The sequence below is a fragment of the Brevibacillus sp. AF8 genome (assembly GCF_021270385.1).
In the GTDB taxonomy this organism is placed as follows: domain Bacteria; phylum Bacillota; class Bacilli; order Brevibacillales; family Brevibacillaceae; genus Brevibacillus.
The window spans coordinates 1-22882 of sequence record NZ_JAGQDN010000013.1; the positions used below are offsets into that span (position 1 = coordinate 1).

Below are 22882 nucleotides of genomic sequence, written 5' to 3' on the forward strand. Positions count from 1 at the left end.
CTGGAACAATACCAAAAAGAAATCCCCCAAAAAGGGGGTTTCTCTTCAGTCTGAAGCCATTCCTTTAAGGAATGGCTTTTTTTTATGATCGGTTCGAAACAAGCACGTTCCCAGTATTCACCGGAAGACTAAAGCGATAAATTCAACGATTCTTTAAACTAACGAGGAGTGGCTTCAGGGCGGCTTCAAGTGCCAATATAGCACCCGAAGAATGACCGTAAGATAAGCCGTACCTCTAGCGGCATCGATCATGGCTTCCATGTCTTCAACTTCATGTTCAAGAGCGTAAGGTATTCGCCTCGCGAGCGCCCGCTGCTTAATCTGACCGAAGTTCGTTTCTTTTGGATTGCTATCTCGAGCACTTTATACAGAAGAGTTTACAGATGTTGACAAAAACGGAACCAACATAATAATATAAAATTACGTAAAAATCAAATTTTACGAATGGTGGTCTGATTAATGAAAATTTCAAACGGAGTAGAAATGCTTCATCTAGATTTTCATGGGAATATCATTCATCCCGTTCTTTTGTGGGATCAAGACATGGCTGTTTTAATAGACACCGGATTCCCAGGACAAATGGAAGATTTACGCGTGGCCATGGAAAAGACAGGGGTACCGTTCAACAAACTAAAAGCTGTGATTTTGACGCATCAGGATGTGGATCATATCGGTAGTCTTCCAGAGATTTTGCAGGAGTATGGGGATCAGGTTCACGTGTATGCACACGAACTAGATAAGCCGTATATTCAAGGGGAATTCCCACTTTTAAAAGACGGGCACCTTGAGAATCCTCCAAAAGGCAGAGTGGACTATACCGTGAGCGACGGTCAGGAACTGCCGTTTTGCGGCGGGATTCGCGTCATCCATACTCCTGGGCATACTCCCGGTCATATCAGCCTGTATGTAAAGCAAAGCAAGACCCTCATTGCCGGTGATTCGATGTACAGTGTAAATGGGTTTCTCGAAGGTATTCATGTCCCGACCACACCAGATATGAATGCAGCTAGACTCTCGTTGAAAAAGTATGTAGACCTCGACATTTCATCTGTGATTTGTTACCACGGGGGACTTAGCACTGGAAATGTGAAGGATAAGCTCGTAGAACTTAGTCAAGGGTTACGTTAACAGGCAGTTATCCAGAATCGAGTGACAATCACCAAGCTCCGGCATGAACGCGCCGGGGCTTTTTAGCATGCAGTCAGGGGACAAATACACTGGCTTTGGTAAAGAACGTTATTGACAGGACACCAAATGGTGTCGTATTATCAAAGTGACACTATTTGGTGTCCAATTAGGAATTAGTCATTGGAAAGTTTGGAATTTGAATAAGTTTCATTTGAAACCATTATGAGGGGGAAACATATGGGTCTAAGTAACGGTGTGGAAACAATCGCGAAAGCAGAAACCAATCCCCGAGGAAAAATGATTGCCTATTGGTCAGTCACATTACTACTCGCAGTAGCTGTTATGCTAAGTGGTATTGGACAGCTGATGCAATTTGGGGGAAACATCGAGTTAGTGACGAATCTTGGTTACCCGCTATACATTTTGACCATTCTCGGGATTTGGAAAGTGCTTGGAGCCATTGCTCTCATCATCCCAGGTTTTCCTCGGCTTAAAGAATGGGTTCACGCTGGTATCTTCTTTTTAATGACTGGTGCGGCTTTATCTCATGCGCTGGCGAACGATTATGGAGCGTACGGGTTTTACATGATCCTTCCGCTTTCATACGCTACGCTGAATATCGCGTCGTGGGCGCTACGTCCGATGAGCCGCAAACTTTAGGGAGGTTACAGAAATTAACGGCTGTCCCCACCATACTACAGAAAATCAGATTTTGGAGGGAGTGTTGTGAGCGAGAACAACCCGTTACGGGATGTGTTTGATGCGATTGCAGATCCAACCAGGCGTAGACTGATTCGCCTGTTAGCAGAGGCAGAGGAGATGCCGCTTCATGAATTAACGGCACAGTTTCAAATGGGGCGTACAGCGGTATCCAAGCATTTGACAATCCTGAAAGAGGCCGGACTGGTACTTGACCGAAAAGTCGGCAGAGAAACGCGATTTAGGCTAAACGCCGCTCCACTTAGAGAAATTCAAGATTGGTTGGCTTTCTATACCCAGTTCTGGAATACGAATATGTTGCGCTTAAACCAATTTTTAGAGGAGGAAGAAGAATGAGTTTAACATTATCCCTGGATTTTCAGTACAAGACATCGATGGAGAAGCTCTGGTCCGCTTTAACCGATGCAAACAAGCTTGCCAAGTGGATGGTTAACATCCATACCGGACAGGCGATGGAAAATAATTTTAAGCCCGTCATCGGACATCACTTTCAGTTTCGCACTCAGCCGACCGAATATTGGGATGGAATTGTTGACGGCGAAGTGCTTATCGTGGAAGAACCACACCGGTTGTCCTATACGTGGTGCAGTGGAGGAGAAAAGCACACGGTCACCTGGACGTTGCAGGATTTAGGGGACGGAAAGGTTAACCTTCATCTCGAACAAACCGGAATCTCAAATGCTCAAGCACTGGGTGGAGCCAAGTATGGCTGGAGCAATTGGTGCGGTCAGCTTGAAAAGGTATTGGAGCAATAATCGCATACCCACAATAAAAGGCAGCCAGTTTCATTGGCTGCCGTAATTTTTTAACCAGGCAAATCTCCACCCGTTAATCCGTTATCATAACCGAAGGAGTAGCCGTTCGCACGAAGATGATCGCATCAAAAGCTTTTGCTGGAACCATCTGCAACGTATACGTCTTCTCCATTTTTCCGTACCATCCACTAAAAACATCACCAATTGCACTGATGGACTGGGCTTTATTCAGATAGGTGTAAAAATCCTGATGCTGCTTTGCTTTGGCAAAATCAAGGAATCCATCCGCCATGTTTGTCTGTGCAAACAGAACAGCCAGCCGATCTTTGCCACTATTTTTTACAGTAAATGCTTTGCGCTCATTGGTAGTGGTGTCCTTTGCAAGGAAGGTGCTTTCGTAGAATTCACTTCCGATTGCGTAATAGTGGTCCCCCATGGCTTTTGCGAGATGTGCCCCCATGCAGGTTGTCATTCCTGCGGTAGTGGAGGTCTTTTCAATGTGTCCATTATGTCCGGCGATGAACATGTTATTGCGACCGTAATGTTTCTTTTCAAAGGATAAAATCCACATTGCTTTGTCCGCCATATAGCGATCACGGGTGTTGCCATAGTTCGTGTTTGTTCCGCGCAATGTGGCGTTTTGCTTGATGGATTCTGCGAAGGCAGTAGCCAGCTCATATTCTTTCGTAGAGCTTTTCGCGATGTAAACAGATTGGTTTTGTTTCATCTGCTCCATCAAGCTTTTTATGTGAGTGAGCGCTTCCTGTACGAGGGCGATCTTTTGATCATACACCGTCTGATCATTCAGATTCGTAAGCAGCTTCTCGTACTTGGTGGCGAGTGTCGGATCAACTTTTTTCAAATAGGAGAATAGCCCGCTTTTGTTATGGTGATAGCGTTGCATGTCAAAGCCATAAAAATGAATTTGATCTTTGGCATCCCGTTGGTCATTAAAGGTGCGCATCCAAGAGAGAAGGGCGGCCATTTCTTCTGTATGGTAAATCGTAAATCCGATGGCTTTTGCGGCATCCTGTGCAGTTCCGCTTCCGCCTAAAATGTATTCATTGACCTTTTGCCCACCGCCAAAATCACCTTCAATGGCAAATACGCGATAACCTTGTTTTTCTACCAAATGCTTAAAAATATCTAGCTTCAGCGTAGTGAATTGCTTGTTGCCATGCGTAGCTTCTCCAAACCCGATGATGGTTTTTGCAGGAAGCTCCATTTTTGAAACAGGGACAAGCGTAGATTGTAAAGACTGTTGCAAGGTGTTGGCTGATGCAGATTGGAAACCCGTCAATACACTCAGCACGATGGACAAGCCTAGGGCGACCAGGAGTTTTCTTTTCATATCAATCTCTCTTTCTTGAAGGGATTACTGGGATACGGGTGGATTTTCTTACCATTTAAATAATTATACTCCTTCCTGGCCATATTTACCTACAGTGAATCCTTTTCTGTGGAGACCAAGCCGAAATGTAAAAACGCACCTGGGTTGGATTATCGGTATCCCCCGGTGCGTTTTTCAATTGCTATTTCAAATACTTCGCCCGATACTCATCTGCCAGCATGGACATGAGAATGGAGTCGTGATAGGCATGGTTGTAATAAAGCGCTTGTCGCTGTACGCCTTCCCGCTGGAAGCCGAGCTTTTCATACGTATGGATGGCGCGTTCGTTAAAGGCGAATACATTTAGCTCGATGCGGTGCAGATTGAGGATGCCAAAACCATAATCGAGCATCAGCAAAAGGGCTTCACTTCCGTAGCCTTTTCCTTGATAGGCACTCTGATCAATAGAAATTCGGATAAAAGCGTTGCGATTATTCGGATCGATATCGCCAATTTGGACGTCGCCAATCACCTGATCATTTTCACGCAGGCAGATCAATAAGAGGACACTGGAAGAGTCCTGGCCTTTGTTTGCGATGTACTGGTGGATTTGCTCACGCGTGAAATGCTTTTGGGTACCGGTCAGCATACGCGTTTCCTTGTTGAACAAGGAGCGGAAGTATAATTCGGTATCTTCTGTGCCAATCGGTCGCAAAAAGACGCGTTCTCCTTCCAAAAAGCGAACCGCTGCATTTGTATTTTCTTGTCGTGACATAGACATAGTCGGTGTCCTCCCTGTTCGTTCAAAACTTCTTTTTCTTAGGATAACGAGCAAGTGTATACTTGAAAATATGCAGTTTTGTAAAAATGAAAAGGACAGATGGAGGGGGAAATCGAGATGCTCTTGACCCCAAACTGGCAGGAAAGCGACAACGAGCCGCAATACGTACAGCTTTATGCTTATTTGAAAAAGGAGATCGTCGCAGGACGCTTGGCGGTGAGTAGCAAACTGCCGTCCGTTCGCAAGCTGGCTGACCTGCTGGGCTTAAGCACAACACCTGTTGAAATGGCATACCAGCAGCTACTGGCGGAAGGTTTTATCCAAAGCAAACCGCGCAGTGGGTACTATGTGGAGAAATTGCCTGATCCTGAGGTGAAGCCGGGTGCTGGTGCGAGCATTCAAGCCGTCCAGCGGCCTATACTGCGTGACGAGCGGGAATACGTCTATGACTTTCATCTCTCCCGCAATGATTTTTCGTTATTTCCAACCTTGATTTGGCGGCGTTTGTACAATGAGACACTTCACATAGAGCAGCAGGAGAATCTTTTTTATGGAGACCCACAAGGCGAGGCTGGACTCAGGAGCCAAATCGCCGACTACTTGCGCAGGTATCGGGGTGTCGCTTGTTCACCGAATCAAGTGGTGATTGGGGCGGACCAGTTTGGCTTGCTGTCCCTGATCTGTCTGATGGTAAAGCCACAGTTCCAACGCATCGGCGTAGAAAATCCGGGGTATTTGCTGTTTGCCAATACGTTTCGCCAGCACGGCTACGACGTGGTGCCGATCTCACTTGAAGAGGACGGAATTAACGTCAGTGACCTTTATGAGTCAGAGGTTCGGTTGGCTGCCGTTTCTTCTGCTCATCAATACCCACGTGGGATGATCATGCCTATATCCAAGCGACTGCAATTGCTCGAATGGGCCAAAAGTGTGGGAGGGTACATCATCGAAGACGATTACGACGGAGAGTTTCGTTACCATGGCAGACCGATTCCGTCCATGCAAGGCTTGCTCCCAGATGCGAGTGTTATTTATATGGGAAGCTTTGCGCAGGTGTTGGCGCCAGCGATGGGCATTTGGTACATGGTCTTGCCAGAATCTCTGCTGGATACGTACTATAGCCTGCTGCGCGAGACACTGCTGGAACCATCCTCATCCCGTCTGCATCAGCGGACGATGGAAGCTTTTATGGAAAAAGGATATTTCGAAAAGCATGTTCGCAAAATGCGCAAGCTGTACCGCAAAAAGCATGATGCGCTGCTGTTGGCTGTGCACAAGCATTTTGGCGAAAGAGCGACAGTCATCGGAGCTGATGCGGGCTTTCATGTCCTGTTGCGGGTACACAGTGAGCGAAGCGAAGAGGAGTTGAAAAAGCTGGCGATTCAGGCAGGCGTGAGAGCCTCGTCGGCATCGTTTACATGGCTGGTACCACCCAATCCCCTGCCAAAAGAGTTTTTCCTCGGCTTCGCGGGCATTCCATTGGAAAAAATCGATCCCGGTATCAAGGCACTGAGCCAAGCGTGGTTTGACGGTTATTGACAAGGCAAGCGTACACCGTTATGCTAAAAGTACGTTTTGGAAAATATGAAAAACAAAATATTTTCCTTGTTTTCGAAAGGGGATAAGAACATGCAGGAGCGAATCCTCCAATGCGCTTATCATGAGATTGAGACCAAGGGCGTCCGTTTCACTATGTCCGATTTAGCTCGGCGCGCAGGTGTTAGCACCAAGACGTTATATACGAGCTTTCCATCCAAAGAAGCCTTGATCACTAAAGTCATTGAAGAAAACATCGAGGATTTGCGTAAAGCAGAAGATCGGATTTTGCATGATCCTGACCTCGATTTGGTAGAAAAAATGCGACAGCTCCTGGCTCTGGTTCCGAACAACTTCTCGCGAACCGACCTGCGCGTGTGGTACGAGCTGAAGCGCTACTATCCCGAGCAATGGAAGCTGATCGACGAGTTCAATCAACAGGAGTGGGAGCATGTTCGGATCATTCTGGAGCAAGGCGTAGAGGAGGGCGTGTTTCGTCGTATCCGGCTCCCGATCTTGATTCAGATGTATACCGGGACGCTCAACCAACTGATTGATCAACAGTTAGCGAACCAGCATCATATGACGATTGGCGATGCACTGGATGCGGTCATCGACATTTTACTAGGCGGTATCGTAGATTCTTCATCTTCAAACAAGGAAGCAGGAGGAACATAATGAGTTGGGTTTATCTATTAATGGCTATTTTACTAGAGGTGGCTGGAACAACATCGATGAAGCTGTCTGACGGACTGAGCAAGCCTGTCCCTAGTGTGATGATGTTTATCTTTTATATTTTGTGCTTCTCGTCGCTGAGCTTGGCGCTCAAGGAAATGGAGGTCGGGACTGCCTATGCTATCTGGTCAGGTCTCGGCACGGCGATCATTGCGGTTATTGGTGTGGTGATCTTCAAGGATGCCTTCACTGTCAAAAAAGTAATTGCTGTCGGACTGATCATCGTGGGCTGTGTGCTGTTGAATCTGGGGGACAGCTCTCACGCACAATCTTCTAAAGATACAGGAGTAGCAGAGGCGAAATGAGTGAGAAAAATGTAAGGACAATGCTAGTGTTCTTCTGGGTCACCGATGTGGCTTTTGTCGTGTACTGGTTCATTACATTTTTGGAGCTTCTCCCTGTAGAATACTTGTATCAGGATTACTACGACCCCAATTTGCTCGCATGGAACCTGTCCTTTTTTCCATTGGATATTTTCATTTCCATCACGGGCTTTGCCAGTCTGTATGCTTATCGCAGAGGGCGGCACATCTGGAAGCCGCTCGCCATGCTGTCACTCGTTTTGACGTCCTGTTCGGGTTTGCAGGCAATCGCTTTTTGGGCGTTCAAGGCAGATTTTGATTGGTCCTGGTGGATTCCGAACCTGTACCTGTTGATTTACCCATTATTCTTTTTGCCGAGCTTGATGCGAGAACTGGCAAAAGTGAAGGAAAGGAATTCTTGACAAATTTTAAGCCGTGGCTATATAGTAGGTCTTAAGTTAATAGCGCTGTGGAGATTGGGAGATCAGCTAATATTTGCAAAATGAGAGCATTCGCTCTTGGGTTGCGGGTATTAGCTTTTTTATTTTCTCTCCAGTCAAACCACAAAGGAGTTGGCGAATTGTAAGCGCTTTACGGAAGTCGGTTTACAATTTTTCCAAAAAGGGGGAGGATGGGGCATGTCCATTTATGTAGGGGAACTGATCGGGACAATGATCTTGATCATTTTGGGGGCAGGTGTTTGCGCCGGACAGAACTTGAAAAAGGCGTATTCCCAAAACGGCGGTTGGATTGTGATTACGCTAGGTTGGGGGCTGGCAGTTGCTTGCGGAGCTTATGCAGTAGGAAGCATTAGCGGAGCGCATCTGAACCCGGCACTTACCATTGCACTGGCTAGCATCGGTCAATTTCCGTGGGAGCAAGTGCCAGGCTATATAGCGGCTCAACTGATTGGGGCGTTTATGGGAGCGACATTCGTCTGGATCTTTTATTACCCGCATTGGCGTGAGACGGATGATGCAGGAGCCAAACTGGGGATATTTGCAACAGGTCCCGCGATTCCCAATACAGTCGCAAATCTCTTCAGCGAAATTTTAGGTACGTTTTTCTTGGTGCTCGGTCTACTGGCGATCGGAGCGAATAAATTTGCAGAAGGACTTAATCCGTTTATTGTTGGTTTCCTGATTGTTGCAATCGGTTTGTCTCTTGGCGGTACTACTGGTTATGCGATTAATCCGGCCCGTGACTTAGGACCTCGTCTCGCCCATGCTCTCTTGCCCATCCACGGCAAAGGAAAGTCCAACTGGCGCTATGCATGGATTCCTGTTGTTGGACCTATCATTGGAGCTGTAAGTGGAGCATTTTTTTACAAATGGACGTTTACAGACCACTCGCTGACAGGTGTAATAGCATTAGCGGCTTTCATGGTGATTGCTATCGTGGTCGGCATGACAACCAAAAAATCAATCGGCAGCAAGGAGCGAATCGCATCCGAAAGTGCGCGTTCCTAGACATACAGGAAAGAATGAATGCGATTCCAAATGAGTGAAGGAGGAAGTTGTCATGGACAATAAATATATGCTTTCCCTCGATCAGGGAACCACGAGCTCTCGCGCTATTTTATTCGATAAATCAGGTGCTATTATCGGCGTTGCCCAGAAGGAATTCACGCAAATCTATCCGAAGCCGGGTTGGGTAGAGCACAATGCCGAGGAAATCTGGGAATCACAGCTGGATGTTTTGAAAGCGGTTTTACTGGAGAATCATGTGAAACCGGAAGAAATCGCAGGAATCGGGATTACCAATCAGCGGGAAACAACCGTGGTATGGGATAAGCACACAGGAAAGCCCATCCACAATGCGATTGTATGGCAAAGCAGACAGTCCATCGATATTTGCAACCAGTTGAAAGAGCAAGGTCATGAGCAAACCGTTCGTGAAAAGACAGGACTGTTGATAGACGCTTACTTTTCTGGCACAAAGGTAAAATGGCTGCTCGATCATGTGGAGGGAGCACGGGAAAGAGCAGAGAAAGGCGACCTCTTGTTTGGAACCATTGATACGTGGCTGATTTGGAAGCTGACCAATGGTCTGGTGCATGTGACCGACTATTCCAATGCTTCACGCACGTTGATGTTTAATATTCATTCCCTAGAGTGGGATGACGAGCTGTTGAGCATGCTGCAAATTCCGAAAGCCATGCTGCCAGCTGTCCGTCCTTCCAGCGAAATGTACGGCTACACAGACGAGAAGCTTTTCGAATTCCAGATTCCGATTGCCGGGATTGCCGGAGACCAGCAGGCTGCGCTGTTTGGGCAGGCGTGCTTTGCGGAAGGGCAGGCCAAAAACACATACGGAACAGGTTGCTTCATGCTGATGAATACCGGAGAAAAGGCAGTTGCATCCAAAAACGGGTTGTTGACAACCATTGCCTGGGGAGTGGATGGCAAGGTAGAGTACGCCCTGGAAGGCAGTATTTTTGTGGCTGGTGCGGCGATTCAATGGCTGCGCGACGGACTCAAGCTGATCGAAAAATCATCGGATTCGGAAAAGCACGCACTCGCTGTTGACAGTACAGATGGTGTTTATATGGTTCCGGCCTTTGTTGGCTTGGGAGCGCCTTATTGGGATATGGAAGCTAGAGGCGCGATCTTCGGCTTGACCCGCGGAACGACGGAAGATCATTTGATTCGGGCAGCGCTGGAGTCTTTGGCTTATCAGACACGGGATGTGCTTGAAGCGATGGAGGCTGATTCCGGCATCAGGCTGCAAAAGCTGGCGGTAGATGGTGGAGCCGTGGCAAACAACTTTTTGATGCAGTTCCAGTCCGACATCCTGAATTCAGAGGTAGAGCGTCCGCGTGTCAATGAAACGACCGCACTGGGAGCAGCTTACCTGGCAGGGCTTGCCGTCGGGTATTGGGGCAGCAAAGAAGATATTGTGAATAACAAAGTGGTGGAGCGCTCCTTCTCACCAGATATGGCAGAGGAAGTGCGCCAAGAGCTGTACGCAGGTTGGAAGCAAGCTGTTACGGCAACGATGGGTTACAAGATTAGGCATTGATTTTTGCATAAAAGAGGTCTAAAGTTAGAGATAAGTTAATCATGCTGTGGAGACTACGGAGACAGCCAGTATCAGAAGGGCAATGACATTGCATTGCTTCTTTTGGATATTGGCTGTCTTTTTCTTTTAGAGAGGATGAGGAGAACGATGAACGATCAACATGCATTATCTTCAAGTCAACGCCAGGCTTGTCTGGATAAAATGGCAAACAAGCAACTCGATCTTTTGGTAATTGGCGGTGGGGTGACAGGAGCGGGTATTGCCCTCGATGCAGCCACGAGAGGTCTTAGCGTTGGACTCGTGGAAAAACAGGACTTCGCTGCGGGCACCAGCAGTCGCTCTACCAAGCTCGTTCATGGAGGATTGCGCTATTTGAAGCAGGGCGATGTGCAGCTGGTGCGGGAAGTAGGCCGGGAGCGAGCTATTTTGTATCGCAATGCGCCACATATCGTCATCCCGGAAAAAATGATTTTGCCAATCGTGAAAAATGGTACCTATGGCAAGTTGGCAACCTCTATTGGTTTATATGTGTACGATGTGTTGGCTGGAGTCGAAAGAAAAGAACGACGCATCATGCTGAACAAGCAGAAAACCGTGGAGGCAGAACCGCTTTTGCGCCGAGATATTCTCAAGGGCGGCGGGCTCTATTTCGAATATCGGACAGATGATGCTAGACTTACCGTTGAGGTCATGAAAACAGCAAGCTCGCACGGAGCGCTCTGTGTGAACTATACTGAAGCCATTGGCTTTATTTATGAGAACGGCAAGGTCATCGGAATTCGCGCGAAGGATTTGCTTACAGGTGCGGAGTACAATCTCCATGCCAAAAAAATCGTCAACGCAGCAGGTCCTTGGGTGGATCAGCTTCGAGAAAAAGACCACTCCTTGTACGGCAAGCGCCTCCACCTGACAAAAGGTGTCCATCTGGTCGTGCCATATAACAGGTTGCCGCTGAAACAGGCCGTTTATTTCGATGTATCCGATGGACGCATGCTGTTTGCCATTCCGCGCAATAACAGTACGTATATCGGTACAACTGACACGAATTACAAAGGTGTACTGGAGCGGCCAACGGTGACGAAAGAAGACATGGAGTATGTATTGAATGCCGCGAACGAGATGTTCCCTTCTGTGAAGCTGACGGAACAGGATGTCAGCTCCAGTTGGGCAGGGCTCAGACCGCTGATCCATGAAGATGGCAAGTCCCCATCCGAACTGTCACGCAAGGACGAGATCTTCTATTCCAAAAGCGGGCTGATTACGATTGCAGGTGGAAAATTGACGGGCTTCCGCAAGATGGCCGAGCGCATTGTCGATGTAGTGGTCAAGCAGTTGACCGAAGAAGAGGGCAGAGCATTTGGAGCTTGTCGGACAGACAAAATCGTCCTCTCTGGCGGAAAATTTGACTCAGCAGCCAAGATTCCTGTATTTGTGAAAGCACAGGCAGAGCGGCTGAGCCAATGGGGAATCACCGAGGAGCAAATCCGCGTTCTGGTTGGGAAATATGGAAGCAACAGTGAGCAAATCGTAACGATGTGCCAGGAGCTTTTGACACAAAATGATCAAAATGTGTCTCCAATCGAAGCACTGTTGAAAGCAGAACTGCGCTACGCTGTAGAGGAAGAAATGGTTATGACCATGAGCGATTTTTTGATTCGTCGCAGTGGCAGACTATTCTTCGAGAGGGATACACTGGAGCCTGTGTATCGAATGGTTGGAGAAGAGCTCGCTCATGAGCTGCAATGGTCGGATGAGAGAAAAGAACATGAAATAAAAGCGTTTGAAGAGGAATATCATCTTGCGAAAACATTTCAATAGGGGTGATTCGTGATTGGCAAACCAGATCAATCAAGTCATACTTCCAGCAGCCCGGACATTAAAAGAATTTGATGAACTCATGGAGAGCTGCTACGAGCGCATTATTTTGCTGAATGCCCATGTAGCGCAAGTAAAGCCACTGGGAAAACGGGCTAGAGCGTTCGGGAAAAAACTGCTGATCCATGCTGATCTCATTGACGGCTTGAAGTCTGATGAATACGCGATGGAGTTTCTTGCGCAAGAAGCACAGCCCGAAGGAATCATCACCACACGGAACAGTGCTATTCTTGCTGCCAAGAAAAAAGGACTCATTTCCATCCAACGACTTTTTCTCATTGATACGATGGCATTAGATAGCAGCCTTACCCAGTTGGAGAGAACCAAGCCGGATTACGTCGAGGTTTTGCCAGGAATCATTCCCCACCTGATCGAAGAAATTACTGAACGAACCAAAATTCCAGTTATCGCTGGAGGATTTATTCGCACGATGGATGATGTTGATCGCGCCATTCAAGCGGGTGCAACTTCTGTAACCACTTCCCGCAGAGAGCTGTGGACGAAATCATAAGGGCACATCAGGGCAGTCAAAAGCCGGTCATTCCTGTTTGTAGGAATACCGGTTTTTTGGTGTTTGTCCGTCAAGAAAATAGGTAGATGACGATGATAGGGGAGATAGGTAGATACCCTTTTATTTGGATAACGGTCAGTAGTCTATGCGGATGAACGTCACCGTGCATATACACATATAGTCAGCAAAAATAAGAGGAAAGAAGGCGGTTGCGTGAATTATCAAAGCTCTCAATGGCAATCCTCGTATTCTTCGCGGGAAGGACATTCTTCTTATTACCCTTGGCAAAGAGATCGGGAACGGCCACCAGGATGGGATCGTGGAGGAGGATGGCAGAGACCTTACCGGAGTTGGGAGTTTGACCACAGACGGAGATGCCCGGATCACTGTCGTTGGTGCCCTCCTGGCTGCTGCAGACGCTTTCGCTAACAGATAAGTAGTAGAATTAGAGCCAAATCTTGAGATGGATTCGAGAGATTTGGCTCTTCTTTTGGGGAATTGAGAAGGAAAGAGGGTGGAAATTATGGAGAATCTGCAAGCATTCTCGTTAAAACAGCCCTAATCCTCTCGACCCCTTCTTCGATCTGTGCTTCATTGGTATTGCCGTATCCGAGAATGATTTTATCTGTATGATTGCCTTTGACAATGGCGTGCTCCTCGACCGGGTAGACACGCACTCCGGCTTGCTCCAGCGCAGCCAGGACGACAGGTGTGAAGTGAACCGTGGGAAAAGCAGCTACGATGTGCAGTCCAGCGGCCTCCCCCCAAATGCGAATGCCATCACCAAAAGCCAGTTGAAGAGCATCAATCAAGCATTGACGGCGTTTTTTGTACAGCTTTTTTACCTGATTCACGTATTTCTCTAGATGCCCCTCCTCGATAAAAACCCCGAGGGCAAGCTGATCAATCGAAGGGGCGTGCAAATCGGATAGCCATTTTGCCTGCTGATAGGAGGCTACCAATGCTTTTGGCAGGACGAGGTATCCCTGGCGCAGTCCGGGAGAAAGGATTTTGCTAAAGGAACCGATGTAGATAACACGCTCCGAGGCAAGTCCCTGAATGGAGCTGATAGGAGCAGTTTCGTAACGAAACTCGCTGTCGTAATCATCCTCGACAATGTAGCAGTCAGCTTCCCGTGCATAACGAATGAGTTGAAGTCTTCGCTGGATGGGCATGGTGCCGCCTAGCGGGAACTGATGGGAAGGCGTGACAAATACGAAGCGGGGGCGATGGGCAGACAATGACGGTAGCTGTTCCATATCCATCCCGTAGGTATCTGTCGGAACAGGCAGTAAACGAGCGCCTGTCCTGGTGAAAATACTTTGGATATCGTGCGTGATCGGGTCCTCGATGACTACGTGACTATCAGGACGCAGAAGCACATTGGCAATCAGGGTGAGCGCCTGAGTAGCCCCGGATGTCATAATGATTTGCTCGGGGTCGCATTGCACGCCGCGCGTTCGATACAAATAGCGACATAAAATCGTGCGCAGCTCCGTACGTCCCTCGGGACGATTATAGCCAAAGACTGACAGCGGTGCTTCCTGACAGACACGCTGGACAGTTTTGCCCCAGAGATTGCGAGGAAAACGCTCCAGAGCAGGAACACCAGAACGAAAATCGATTAGCTTGCTCTCGTCTTCGTTGAAATGCTGGTTCACTTTCGGCAACCCAGCCCCAGCCCCTGTCATCCGGGCGTGCTGTTCCAAATAAATGCCCGAGGCAATGAAATACCCGGAGCCACGTCTGCTCTCGATGTAGCCCTCGGCTAGTAGCTGCTCGTACGCCTCTAGTACCACATTGCGAGAGAGGTGCAGTTCGCTTGCTACTTTTCGGGTAGATGGAAGCTTGAAGCCGGCTGCAAGTTCTCCGCTCAAAATCTTTGTGCGCAATTCAGAATAAATTTGTCTGATTAACGGAATCGGTTTCTCTCGGTCAATGGTTATCCAGAGCAAGCTGTGTGAGCCTCCTTACGCAACTGGTCCTCTCGAAATTGTGGGAAACTGGACCTAATCCATACAAGCGTACCATGGTAGGGTGATAGAAGAGAAGAGATATGCCACTGCCAAAGGAGAGAGAAGGATGACACCAGAAGAGAGAAGAACCGCAGACATTTTGCGTACAATCGCCCGTGATGAACGAATCAAGGAAGCGGTCAGAACATCGCCCTTGCTATATCCGTTGCTTTTGACTGCTGCGAAACGTTATGTGACAGGCGAAACGCGTGCGGATGCAATAAAAATAGCCCAACGCCTGGAAAAATTGGGCTACCGTCTATCAATGGAACACATTGGTGAAAATACGCTGGATTCGCAGATTGTACATGAAGCGCAGCGGGAGTTTCTTGCGCTAACTACGGATTGCTCCCAACTACATACACCAGTCGGAATCTCCTTTGATCTGTCCCATCTCGGCTTGTTACTGGATAAAGAACTGGCGTTTGCCCACGTAGAAGAGTTGGCAGAGCGGGCGAGACATAGCGGTCACTATTTGATGATCAGCATGGAGGAGTCGACGAAAACAGAGGCGATCATTAGCATGTATGAGCGCTTGGCACAGCGACATGAAAATGTGGGCATTACGATTCAAGCACATTTGCACCGCTCGCTGGATGATGTGAAACGGGTGCTCGGACTCCCGGGGAAAATTCGTTTGGTTAAAGGCGCATTCAAGGAACCTCAGGAAATCGCATTGGGGCGTTCAGTGGAGTTGAACGAACGATACCTGGAGCTGGCTGATATGTGTGTACGAGCTGGGCGTGAATGCTCACTCGCTACGCACGACCAAGCGATTGTAGACGCCCTAGATGGTCGAGACTATTTGCATCGACCGAATGTAGAGGTCGAGCTGTTATACGGGGTTCGCCCTGATCTGGCTCATGTTTTGCGAGAAAAAGGGGTTACAGTGCGCTTGTACCTCACATATGGGACAGAGTGGTACTTATACTTGTGTCATCGACTGGCAGAGCATCCGCCTCATGTGCATCAGGCGATAGCCGATATGTTTGATACGTCGAGACTTCAGGATGTAGGGTATGGCATGTCATAGAAGGATTACGAAAAAACGTCAGAGCATGATCCTGACGTTTTTTCTATTTTTCATTCTGTCTTGCCTTCACACAAATTCCCCAGCCAAACTGCTCTTGATTCATGATTTCTGCCCGAACCGTGTTTACCCCTGCGTGGAGGCGAACAGATACTTGGTCGTACTTGCTTCGAATTCGTCCGTCACTCGCTGGTGGATTCCATCTCCACACGCCCTGATGCACTTCCTCTTCATTCACCCAAAGTCGCAGATGATCGCTGAAGCCAAAATGGAGTTGAGTCACAGTCTCATGGGGAACCGTAATCGTGCTTTTGGCTTGTACAGTCATCCCAGGCTTTGCTGGGAAGAGTCGATTGAAATTGAGTGTCCCATTTTCTTCGACGACTGCACTTGTCCAATCTGTCAAGACAACAGACTGATCACTAGCGATGTACGGCTTTGAAATGAGCCATTCCGTTAGATAACCCTCCGCTGCGAGCTGTTGGCGATCCGTCTTGGTAGGCAAGTCATCGGCCGGGACGATTTCTGTTACCGATAGATTCCGAATGTAGGCAGGCAAGTAGTTCCAGAAGCCGATTTTCTCAAGTGAAGTTCCATGCTGTAGATGGGAAATGAACAATTGAGGCGCAGGGTCTTCTCCCAAATATACGGCAGCTTGGTTTGCTTGAACCTCCACAGCAAGCGTCTTCCATTCCCCAATTGTGTAAGACAACGGCTTTTGATACTGAGGGCCATTATAAATTTGCCACGTCATAGACCCATTCATGATCGGATCATACTGAATTTCTTCCGGGGCGAGGTAGATTAGCTCATAATTATGCGAATCTCGTGCACCAAAAACGAGTCCGACAAAGCCTACCTGCTTGGGGATGGCGACTTCCGCTTGCAGTCGAAAGCAGGGATAGGGAACGGCCTGACGCAGGAAAACAGGAGATCCCATCCCCTCCAAGTACAGCGCTTCCCGGTCTCCCCATATACCTTGGCTTGCCTGTGAGTCCCCGAGATCAAATTCATGCAAATCATCTCGCAAATTCCAAGAAAACGTAGACACTTACATTTCACCACTCTTCCTTGTTCATGCCTTTTATGTTTTAGATATGATTTACCACAGGCTGTGAAAAATCCTTTCGCCTTTGTCGATTCATCGATTTCATTTTTAAAAAATTGTAGCTATTTGTCTGGAAATAACGTCAATAACTGTATGAGAAGAAAAGATAGGAATAAAAAAGAATGGTCCGTGGAGGTTTTGAACAAATGAAAACGGCGCAGTGTAAGCGATGGCTCCTGGCCTTCTGTGCGTTCCTCCTGTTGGTAGCAGGTGTTCCTTTAGGATTAACGGGGACAGCCTTGGCAGAGGGAAGCATTCAGCTGGGAGTAACAGTCGGAATTGAAGGAAAGTACAGGGAGATGGGGATGGTTCCCGTTGTGGTCACGGTGAGAAATGGAGGGGCGGATATCGAAGGAGATCTTTATGTCGCCACGGGGGAACGGGGAGACAGTCGCTTCGAAGTTGCCAATTATCAGCCGGTTTCAATTGCAAGCGGAGTGACCAAGCAGGTAACCATTCTCGTTCCTGGATCAGAGCTGGATAGCCGTTCTTTTGTAGCTTTGATGCAAAATAATAAGATCATTGCGCAAACTCCGGTAACAGGCGTTTCATACAGCGAAGATACATTGATGATTGGCGTGCTGGCAGAAAATCCCGACACAGCTAATTTCCTTGGTGTACTGCCGAAAGGCTCCATTCATAACCCAGTCCAGCTCTTGACGATGAAGGCAGACAATATGCCAGTGACAGGTACACAGCTACAGATGCTTAATATGCTCGTGATCAACAATTTTGCTTTGGATTCATTGAATGAACAGCAGATTAAAGCGATTCGGGATTGGACGAATTCTGGCGGGATGATGATTTTAGCCGGAGGAGCGCAGTACAAGAAAGCCGGAGGCGTTTTGAGTGACTTGTCGCCAGTAGAAGTGACTGGAGTGTCGAGCGTACAGACACTTTCCAGTCTAAAAGCGGATAAGACCAACCTGATTGCACTGACATCCCCCTTTACTGTAAGCAATGGGACAGTGAAGGCAGGGAAAGTTCTGTACAGCGAAGGAAATATTCCGCTGATGGTCGTACATAACGTGGGAGCCGGAAAAGTGTTGTATGTCGCCTATGATTTGGCGGCCGAACCAGTAGCCAGTTGGGCTGGAAACAGTCGCTTTTGGGCAGATACATTAGTAAAGGCTTTTGGTTCTTTCATCAACACTTCAAATAGGAGCATGATCGACAACGTATGGCCGCTTCACGATGCTGCTGATCGCGTCCCATCCTTGAAAATTCCGGAGGTTGGCTGGTTCGCAGTATTTTTCGGAATTTATGCCCTGGTTGTCGGGCCAGTTCTTTTCTATATTTTGCGGAGAGGCCGCAAGCAAAGCTACATGTGGGTGATTGTCCCTGCCCTTTCGGTGCTGGCGGGAATCGGAATCTTCTCGATTGGTGCCATCCAGCGGGGGGTGGGTGTAAAGCTGCATCAGGTAGGTTATGTTGAACTGCAAAACAACGGACAGGCGAATGCAGTGAGCGTAACCGCATTATTCGTACCGAGTAATGACGACTATCGATTGACTATAAAGGGAGAGGGCATAACCCAACCCGTCACTGAAGGAGACTATATCGATCAAATTCCGAGAACGTGGATTTCCATACAGCCAGATCAGACCCATATTGATTTCCGCGATGTAGAATTTTGGTCGATGCGCAAGGTTGCGACGGAGCAATCCTTATCGGACGTAGGAAAAATAGAATCGAACCTATCGTATGAAAACGGCGCACTGAAAGGAACCGTGACGAACCATACGAAGTACTCGCTAAGAGACGTGACGATCTCGACAGGAATGCAGGTACAAGAGTTTCCACAGTTGGCGGCTGGCAGCAGTATCGAAGTGAACTTGCCGTTTGCCCCTCAACAACAAGCAAGGCGGAATCAACATCGGATGAATATGGGACATGCGCTGCCGCAGTATATGCAATCGAATGGCAATGAAAGAGAAACGCGTGAGCAACTCATCGTGGAAATGCTGGACATGATGGACAGACGTAGTGGTCCGTCTGAAGTAGTAAAACTCGTGGGCTGGACCGATGCGCAAGTTGCTGAGGCTGTCGTACCAAACGAAAATACGGAGAACAGCAGCATTGCGATGGTCACTTCGACGCTGCAAGTGAATCCATCCAAGGACGGACACATTTATTATCCGACGGGATCATTTGATGTGACGATGTCAGGCAGCTCAGTGCCAGTAGATGACTTCGGAGATGGCTTTAGGCTCCCTGCTGGGGATATTACCTTTGACATCAATTTGAATCAGGAAGGACAGGAGCTTGCCATCAGCAATTTGTATCTGTACACCTGGTCAGAGGACAATACGACATTTGGAAAAGAGGTTTACAACTGGAAGACCAAAGCTTTTGAACCATTTGAAAAAGCATTCATGAACAACGTCATGACAAGCGATAAGACCACTACTTATGTTTCGGGCGACGGCATTGTCCGCATCAAATTTGCCCACCAGTTTGAGGATGATCGCCACATTGGGGTTCCAAGTGTCAGTGTGGAAGGGAAGGTGAGCAAGAAGTGATCCAGATCCAAAATTTGCGCAAGCGCTACGGCAAAATGGAAGCATTAAAAGGACTTTCACTCGAAATTGACAAGGGTACCGTTTTTGGTTTTGTCGGTCCGAACGGAGCAGGAAAATCCACGACGATGTCCATTTTGGCGACTTTATTGGAGCCAACCAGTGGGAAAGCATACGTAGGTGGCTACGAAGTGACCAAGCATCCAAAGGAAGTACGCAAGCTGATCGGCTACATGCCTGACTTTTTTGGTGTCTACGACAATTTGACAGCAGAAGAGTACCTCGATTTTTACGGTGCGAATTACGATATTCCGGCAGCAGAGCGAAAACAAATCATTCCACAGTTACTAGAGCTGGTGAATCTCACGCACAAGCGAGATGCCTTCGTCGACTCGTTGTCGCGGGGGATGAAGCAGCGCCTTGGATTGGCCCGCTCGCTGGTTCACAACCCGGAAGTGCTCATTTTGGACGAACCTGCTTCTGGCTTGGACCCTCGTGCACGCATTGAGCTGCGGGAGATTTTGAAGGAACTGCGGGACATGGGCAAAACGATTATCATTAGCTCGCACATATTACCTGAGCTAGCAGAGATGTGCGACGTCATCGGGATTGTGGAGGAAGGCAATCTGGTTGCCTTTGGACGAGTTGATGAGATTTACTCGAAAATGCAAGAACAGCGGGTATTGCGCATCCGCCTGTTGGATCGGGTTGAGGAAGCAATGACGCGCCTGCGTGAAATGCCCGTCATTACCAGGGTGACACGTGAAGGGAACTGGGTCGTTGCAGGCTTTTCAGGCAATGACGAAGAACAGGTGGAGCTGCTGCGGGAGCTTGCGGTGTCAGGCTATCCTGTTGCCGCGTTTAATGAGGCAGTAGGTGATTTGGAAGAAATCTTCCTGGAAATTACGAAAGGGGTGGGCTCATGAGCGACTTGAGACGATTTCACAACCCTGTCTTGTTCAATGAATGGAAAATGCGGATGCGGACCAATCGGTCACCGTGGATCATCCTGCTCTATTTGCTCGTTTTGGGCGCAATGACGCTCACGATAATTTTCTTTATGACAAATGGTGGCAGCTACTACAACCCGAATGATACACGCGAGCTGTTCATGATGCTGTCTGTGTTTCAGCTCGGGATGATCTGCTTCGTCGTGCCGGGACTGACGGCAGGTGTGATTTCCGGTGAACGCGAACGCCAGACGTTAAGTGTGCTGTTGACCACGAATGTCAGCGCCACACGATTGATTTTAGGCAAATGGCTGGCGTCACTCAGCTTCATGACCTTCCTGGTCATTGCGACCATCCCGCTCTATGCCATCGTCTTTTTGTATGGAGGAATTTCACCTGCACAAGTGATCAAGGTGTTTGGCTTTTACGTCATTACGATGTTTGGTATCGGCAGTATTGGTGTGCTCATGTCCACGCTGATCAAACGGACTGGGATCGCTACGGTTGTCACTTATGCCGTGGTATTCGGATGTGCGATAGGGTCGAGCATACTGGCGGAAATTATCAAAGAGTTCATTCGGTACCAGCGTCGGTCCGGTAGCATGTCATCCGTGCCTATGCCAGACTGGCCACATCTCCTGCATAATTTTAACCCGTTGTTTGCGATGTTGAACATTTTTGAGGAAGGGCCGCAGATCAGGATTGGGAATGTGGACCCGTACGCGGTTTACTGCCTGTTTTTCGGGATTATTACACTGTTCTGCCTGTTACTCTCCATCTATCTCATTCAGCCAGTGAAACCGAGATTTCGCAAAGTAAAAGAGGAGCAATAAGCCATGTTCACCTCGAGAGCGAACGACGAGCTGAAGTCACTGCTTGCACCCATTCGAAAGCAACTGGGCTTGCGTGTATGGATACAGCAGCTAACGGTCTATGGTTTGTGGGGGATGGGGGCGAGTCTGGTGCTTCTTCTCCTTGCCCGCATCTGGCCGATTCCGTTTTACCAATGGATTGTGATCATGCTGCCAGTGCTTGTTGTCATCACAGGTCTGGTGCGTGCGCTTTGGATGCGCCCTACCTGGCTCCAATGTGCACAAGTGGCAGACGGTAATGGTTTGGCCCAGCGAGTTGTCACAGCATGGGAGAATCAGGAGAATCAGTCGATGGTAGCCGGTATGCAGAGGGAAGACGCCCTGCAGCATCTGCGTAAAAATTTGCCGCAAATCGTAGAGAGCGTCCGCATTTGGTCGTTGGTCCAACGAAAGGTGTATGTTACCAGCAGTTTGTTATTGGTGTGCCTGGTGCTGTTTCTTTGGCCGAATCCCCAAGACTTGCGACTGGCCCAGATGGCAGAGGAAAAGAAAGCAATCGCGCAGGTCGAGGAAGAAGTAGAGGCAATCAAGCAGGACGTGAAAAAGAATACAGGCTTAACCGACGCGCAGAAAAAGCAGCTGGACGAAATGCTGGAGCAGGCAAAAAAGGCTCTGGCAAAAGCAGGCGACCCGGCAGAACGTCAAAATGCATTGCGCGCTGCGGAAAAACAATTGGAGAAGGTCAGAGATGCCGAGCAGCGCAAAGAAAAAGCATTGCAAGCACTCCAGCGCAGCTTGGGTAATCAAGAAGGGACACAAGCCTTGGCTGGGGCGATGGAAGCGAAAGATAGACAAGCGATGGCCAAGGCTCTGGCACAAATGGCAAAAGCCATGGAAAGCATGCCGCAAAAAGAGCGGGAAGGGATCGCCCGTGAACTCGCTAGCGCAGCAGAGCAATTGAAAAAAGAGGCAGAGTCTGCCGACTCGAAGGAGCTGGAGGATATCGCCAAACAATTGGCGCAGGCAGCCCAGCAAACAGCCCAAGGACAAGTGCCTCAAGCGATGACTGCGCTCGAGAACAGCCTGATGCAAGCCATGACGGGTATCCAGCAATCTCAGCAAGCCATGCTCGCTGCTATACATGCCGCGTCCTCGCTCAATCAGTCGCAAATGACGCTTGCCAGTGCAGGCGCACAAGCAGGAAATGCTGGAGCGAGTGGGGCTGGGACAGGAACGGCAGCAACAGGACAGGCGACTCCAGCATCTGGGTCATCCGGGAATCAGCCAGGTGCCGCAACTCCGGGAACAGGTGCCAATCCAAATCAAGGGGCGAACCCGGCAAACCAGCCTGGGAATGGAAACAATGGCTCGGGGCAAGGGAATGGCAACGGCAACGGAAATGGCAATGGAAGCGGCAATGGTAATGGCTCTGGCGGTCAAGGAAGCGGTCAAGGCGGCGGGGCCGGGTTAGGAAAAGGCAGACACGAGCTCGTTACCGTTCCGGCAGATCGCATAGGTGGAGAAAACGGACCTGTTGATACAGTCGGAGGCTCACTCGGTTCAGGCCCATCTCAGTCGCAGCAAAGCGGAAACACACAAGTCTCCTCCGGTGGGACGCTGCCGTACGAGGAAGTGTACGGCCAGTATGAGCAATTTGCCCGCGAAAGTATGGAAAAAAGCAGTATTCCCGGCGATTATCAACAGATCGTGAAGGATTATTTCAGCAAAATAGAGCCTTAGATCATTCAACAACA

General features: G+C 48.6%; 21 protein-coding genes. 17 read left to right on the forward strand and 4 right to left on the reverse strand.

Annotated features, from left to right (window positions below; translation table 11 throughout):
- The first annotated feature begins 459 nt into the window (after positions 1-459).
- From KB186_RS17040 to KB186_RS17055, 4 genes are all read left to right on the forward strand, one after another.
- Positions 460-1128 carry an MBL fold metallo-hydrolase gene (locus tag KB186_RS17040; protein WP_232774040.1) on the forward strand — a complete coding sequence of 223 codons (669 nt, stop codon included), beginning with the start codon at positions 460-462 and terminating at the stop codon, positions 1126-1128.
- Positions 1129-1365: 237 nt separating this feature from the next.
- Positions 1366-1788 (forward strand): DoxX family protein, encoded by a 423-nt coding sequence (locus KB186_RS17045; protein ID WP_232774041.1) that lies wholly within the window; start codon positions 1366-1368, stop codon positions 1786-1788.
- 66 nt (positions 1789-1854) lie between these two features.
- A complete protein-coding gene (locus KB186_RS17050; RefSeq protein WP_173609851.1) occupies positions 1855-2184 on the forward strand; it encodes an ArsR/SmtB family transcription factor in 330 nt (109 codons plus the stop codon).
- Positions 2181-2603, forward strand: coding sequence for an SRPBCC family protein (locus KB186_RS17055; RefSeq protein ID WP_173609852.1), 423 nt, complete (start codon positions 2181-2183; stop codon positions 2601-2603). Before KB186_RS17050 ends, KB186_RS17055 begins: the two co-directional genes overlap by 4 nt.
- A gap of 73 nt (positions 2604-2676) precedes the next feature.
- Here the strand turns inward: KB186_RS17055 and KB186_RS17060 are convergent, their stop codons facing one another.
- Both KB186_RS17060 and KB186_RS17065 read right to left on the reverse strand, forming a co-directional pair.
- Complete coding sequence (locus KB186_RS17060; RefSeq protein ID WP_232774042.1) at positions 2677-3954, reverse strand: erythromycin esterase family protein; 1278 nt, start codon at positions 3952-3954, stop codon at positions 2677-2679.
- Positions 3955-4135: 181 nt separating this feature from the next.
- A complete protein-coding gene (locus KB186_RS17065) occupies positions 4136-4714 on the reverse strand; it encodes a GNAT family N-acetyltransferase (protein ID WP_173609854.1) in 579 nt (192 codons plus the stop codon).
- A gap of 117 nt (positions 4715-4831) precedes the next feature.
- Between KB186_RS17065 and pdxR (KB186_RS17070) the strand changes: the two genes are divergently transcribed.
- The 8 genes from pdxR (KB186_RS17070) (at position 4832) to KB186_RS17105 (ending at position 12694) form a co-directional block, all read left to right on the forward strand.
- The gene (gene pdxR, locus KB186_RS17070) at positions 4832-6253 is read left to right on the forward strand and encodes a MocR-like pyridoxine biosynthesis transcription factor PdxR (protein ID WP_232774043.1); all 1422 of its coding nucleotides are present in this window, start codon (positions 4832-4834) and stop codon (positions 6251-6253) included.
- 90 nt (positions 6254-6343) lie between these two features.
- On the forward strand, positions 6344-6928 hold the full coding sequence (locus KB186_RS17075) for a TetR/AcrR family transcriptional regulator (protein ID WP_173609856.1): 585 nt from the start codon (positions 6344-6346) through the stop codon (positions 6926-6928).
- Positions 6928-7290, forward strand: a complete 363-nt coding sequence (locus KB186_RS17080; protein ID WP_048034755.1) for a DMT family transporter — start codon at positions 6928-6930, stop codon at positions 7288-7290. Before KB186_RS17075 ends, KB186_RS17080 begins: the two co-directional genes overlap by 1 nt.
- Positions 7287-7709 carry a YvaD family protein gene (locus KB186_RS17085; protein ID WP_173609857.1) on the forward strand — a complete coding sequence of 141 codons (423 nt, stop codon included), beginning with the start codon at positions 7287-7289 and terminating at the stop codon, positions 7707-7709. Before KB186_RS17080 ends, KB186_RS17085 begins: the two co-directional genes overlap by 4 nt.
- 216 nt (positions 7710-7925) lie before the next feature.
- Positions 7926-8756, forward strand: coding sequence for an MIP/aquaporin family protein (locus tag KB186_RS17090; RefSeq protein ID WP_173609858.1), 831 nt, complete (start codon positions 7926-7928; stop codon positions 8754-8756).
- 52 nt (positions 8757-8808) lie between these two features.
- Positions 8809-10308, forward strand: a complete 1500-nt coding sequence (gene glpK / locus KB186_RS17095) for a glycerol kinase GlpK (RefSeq protein ID WP_173609859.1) — start codon at positions 8809-8811, stop codon at positions 10306-10308.
- A 147-nt stretch (positions 10309-10455) separates the two neighbouring features.
- Positions 10456-12126 carry a glycerol-3-phosphate dehydrogenase/oxidase gene (locus tag KB186_RS17100; RefSeq protein ID WP_173609860.1) on the forward strand — a complete coding sequence of 557 codons (1671 nt, stop codon included), beginning with the start codon at positions 10456-10458 and terminating at the stop codon, positions 12124-12126.
- 13 nt (positions 12127-12139) lie between these two features.
- Complete coding sequence (locus KB186_RS17105) at positions 12140-12694, forward strand: glycerol-3-phosphate responsive antiterminator (RefSeq protein WP_173609861.1); 555 nt, start codon at positions 12140-12142, stop codon at positions 12692-12694.
- Positions 12695-13215: 521 nt separating this feature from the next.
- Here the strand turns inward: KB186_RS17105 and pdxR (KB186_RS17110) are convergent.
- Positions 13216-14649, reverse strand: a complete 1434-nt coding sequence (gene pdxR, locus KB186_RS17110; RefSeq protein ID WP_173609862.1) for a MocR-like pyridoxine biosynthesis transcription factor PdxR — start codon at positions 14647-14649, stop codon at positions 13216-13218.
- Positions 14650-14776: 127 nt separating this feature from the next.
- On the opposite strand from pdxR (KB186_RS17110), the gene KB186_RS17115 reads away from it, so the two are divergent.
- Positions 14777-15742, forward strand: coding sequence for a proline dehydrogenase family protein (locus KB186_RS17115; protein WP_173609863.1), 966 nt, complete (start codon positions 14777-14779; stop codon positions 15740-15742).
- 43 nt (positions 15743-15785) lie between these two features.
- Here KB186_RS17115 and KB186_RS17120 read toward each other — a convergent pair whose 3' ends face one another.
- Positions 15786-16790 carry a hypothetical protein gene (locus KB186_RS17120; RefSeq protein ID WP_173609864.1) on the reverse strand — a complete coding sequence of 335 codons (1005 nt, stop codon included), beginning with the start codon at positions 16788-16790 and terminating at the stop codon, positions 15786-15788.
- A 203-nt stretch (positions 16791-16993) separates the two neighbouring features.
- On the opposite strand from KB186_RS17120, the gene KB186_RS17125 reads away from it, so the two are divergent.
- The 4 genes from KB186_RS17125 to KB186_RS17140 are packed head-to-tail and all read left to right on the forward strand — an operon-like array spanning position 16994 to position 22868.
- Positions 16994-19369 (forward strand): DUF7408 domain-containing protein, encoded by a 2376-nt coding sequence (locus KB186_RS17125; RefSeq protein WP_229088170.1) that lies wholly within the window; start codon positions 16994-16996, stop codon positions 19367-19369.
- Entirely contained in the window at positions 19366-20292 is a 927-nt protein-coding gene (locus KB186_RS17130) for an ABC transporter ATP-binding protein (RefSeq protein WP_173609866.1), read from the forward strand. The genes KB186_RS17125 and KB186_RS17130 overlap by 4 nt, the downstream gene beginning before the upstream one ends.
- Positions 20289-21149, forward strand: coding sequence for an ABC transporter permease (locus KB186_RS17135; RefSeq protein ID WP_173609867.1), 861 nt, complete (start codon positions 20289-20291; stop codon positions 21147-21149). The genes KB186_RS17130 and KB186_RS17135 overlap by 4 nt, the downstream gene beginning before the upstream one ends.
- A 3-nt stretch (positions 21150-21152) precedes the next feature.
- Positions 21153-22868 (forward strand): hypothetical protein, encoded by a 1716-nt coding sequence (locus tag KB186_RS17140; RefSeq protein WP_173609868.1) that lies wholly within the window; start codon positions 21153-21155, stop codon positions 22866-22868.
- Positions 22869-22882 lie beyond the last annotated feature (14 nt).

What these genes read in the sequence shown, in the direction of transcription:
- KB186_RS17055 (WP_173609852.1), top strand. Translation starts at nt 2,181, where the DNA reads ATGAGTTTAACATTATCCCTGGATTTTCAGTACAAGACATCGATGGAG.
- KB186_RS17085 (WP_173609857.1), top strand. Translation starts at nt 7,287, where the DNA reads ATGAGTGAGAAAAATGTAAGGACAATGCTAGTGTTCTTCTGGGTCACC.
- KB186_RS17060 (WP_232774042.1), bottom strand. Translation starts at nt 3,954, where the DNA reads ATGAAAAGAAAACTCCTGGTCGCCCTAGGCTTGTCCATCGTGCTGAGT.
- glpK (WP_173609859.1), top strand. Translation starts at nt 8,809, where the DNA reads ATGGACAATAAATATATGCTTTCCCTCGATCAGGGAACCACGAGCTCT.
- KB186_RS17125 (WP_229088170.1), top strand. Translation starts at nt 16,994, where the DNA reads ATGAAAACGGCGCAGTGTAAGCGATGGCTCCTGGCCTTCTGTGCGTTC.
- KB186_RS17140 (WP_173609868.1), top strand. Translation starts at nt 21,153, where the DNA reads ATGTTCACCTCGAGAGCGAACGACGAGCTGAAGTCACTGCTTGCACCC.
- KB186_RS17080 (WP_048034755.1), top strand. Translation starts at nt 6,928, where the DNA reads ATGAGTTGGGTTTATCTATTAATGGCTATTTTACTAGAGGTGGCTGGA.
- pdxR (WP_232774043.1), top strand. Translation starts at nt 4,832, where the DNA reads ATGCTCTTGACCCCAAACTGGCAGGAAAGCGACAACGAGCCGCAATAC.
- KB186_RS17065 (WP_173609854.1), bottom strand. Translation starts at nt 4,714, where the DNA reads ATGTCTATGTCACGACAAGAAAATACAAATGCAGCGGTTCGCTTTTTG.
- KB186_RS17040 (WP_232774040.1), top strand. Translation starts at nt 460, where the DNA reads ATGAAAATTTCAAACGGAGTAGAAATGCTTCATCTAGATTTTCATGGG.
- KB186_RS17090 (WP_173609858.1), top strand. Translation starts at nt 7,926, where the DNA reads ATGTCCATTTATGTAGGGGAACTGATCGGGACAATGATCTTGATCATT.
- KB186_RS17100 (WP_173609860.1), top strand. Translation starts at nt 10,456, where the DNA reads ATGAACGATCAACATGCATTATCTTCAAGTCAACGCCAGGCTTGTCTG.
- KB186_RS17115 (WP_173609863.1), top strand. Translation starts at nt 14,777, where the DNA reads ATGACACCAGAAGAGAGAAGAACCGCAGACATTTTGCGTACAATCGCC.
- KB186_RS17045 (WP_232774041.1), top strand. Translation starts at nt 1,366, where the DNA reads ATGGGTCTAAGTAACGGTGTGGAAACAATCGCGAAAGCAGAAACCAAT.
- KB186_RS17135 (WP_173609867.1), top strand. Translation starts at nt 20,289, where the DNA reads ATGAGCGACTTGAGACGATTTCACAACCCTGTCTTGTTCAATGAATGG.
- KB186_RS17075 (WP_173609856.1), top strand. Translation starts at nt 6,344, where the DNA reads ATGCAGGAGCGAATCCTCCAATGCGCTTATCATGAGATTGAGACCAAG.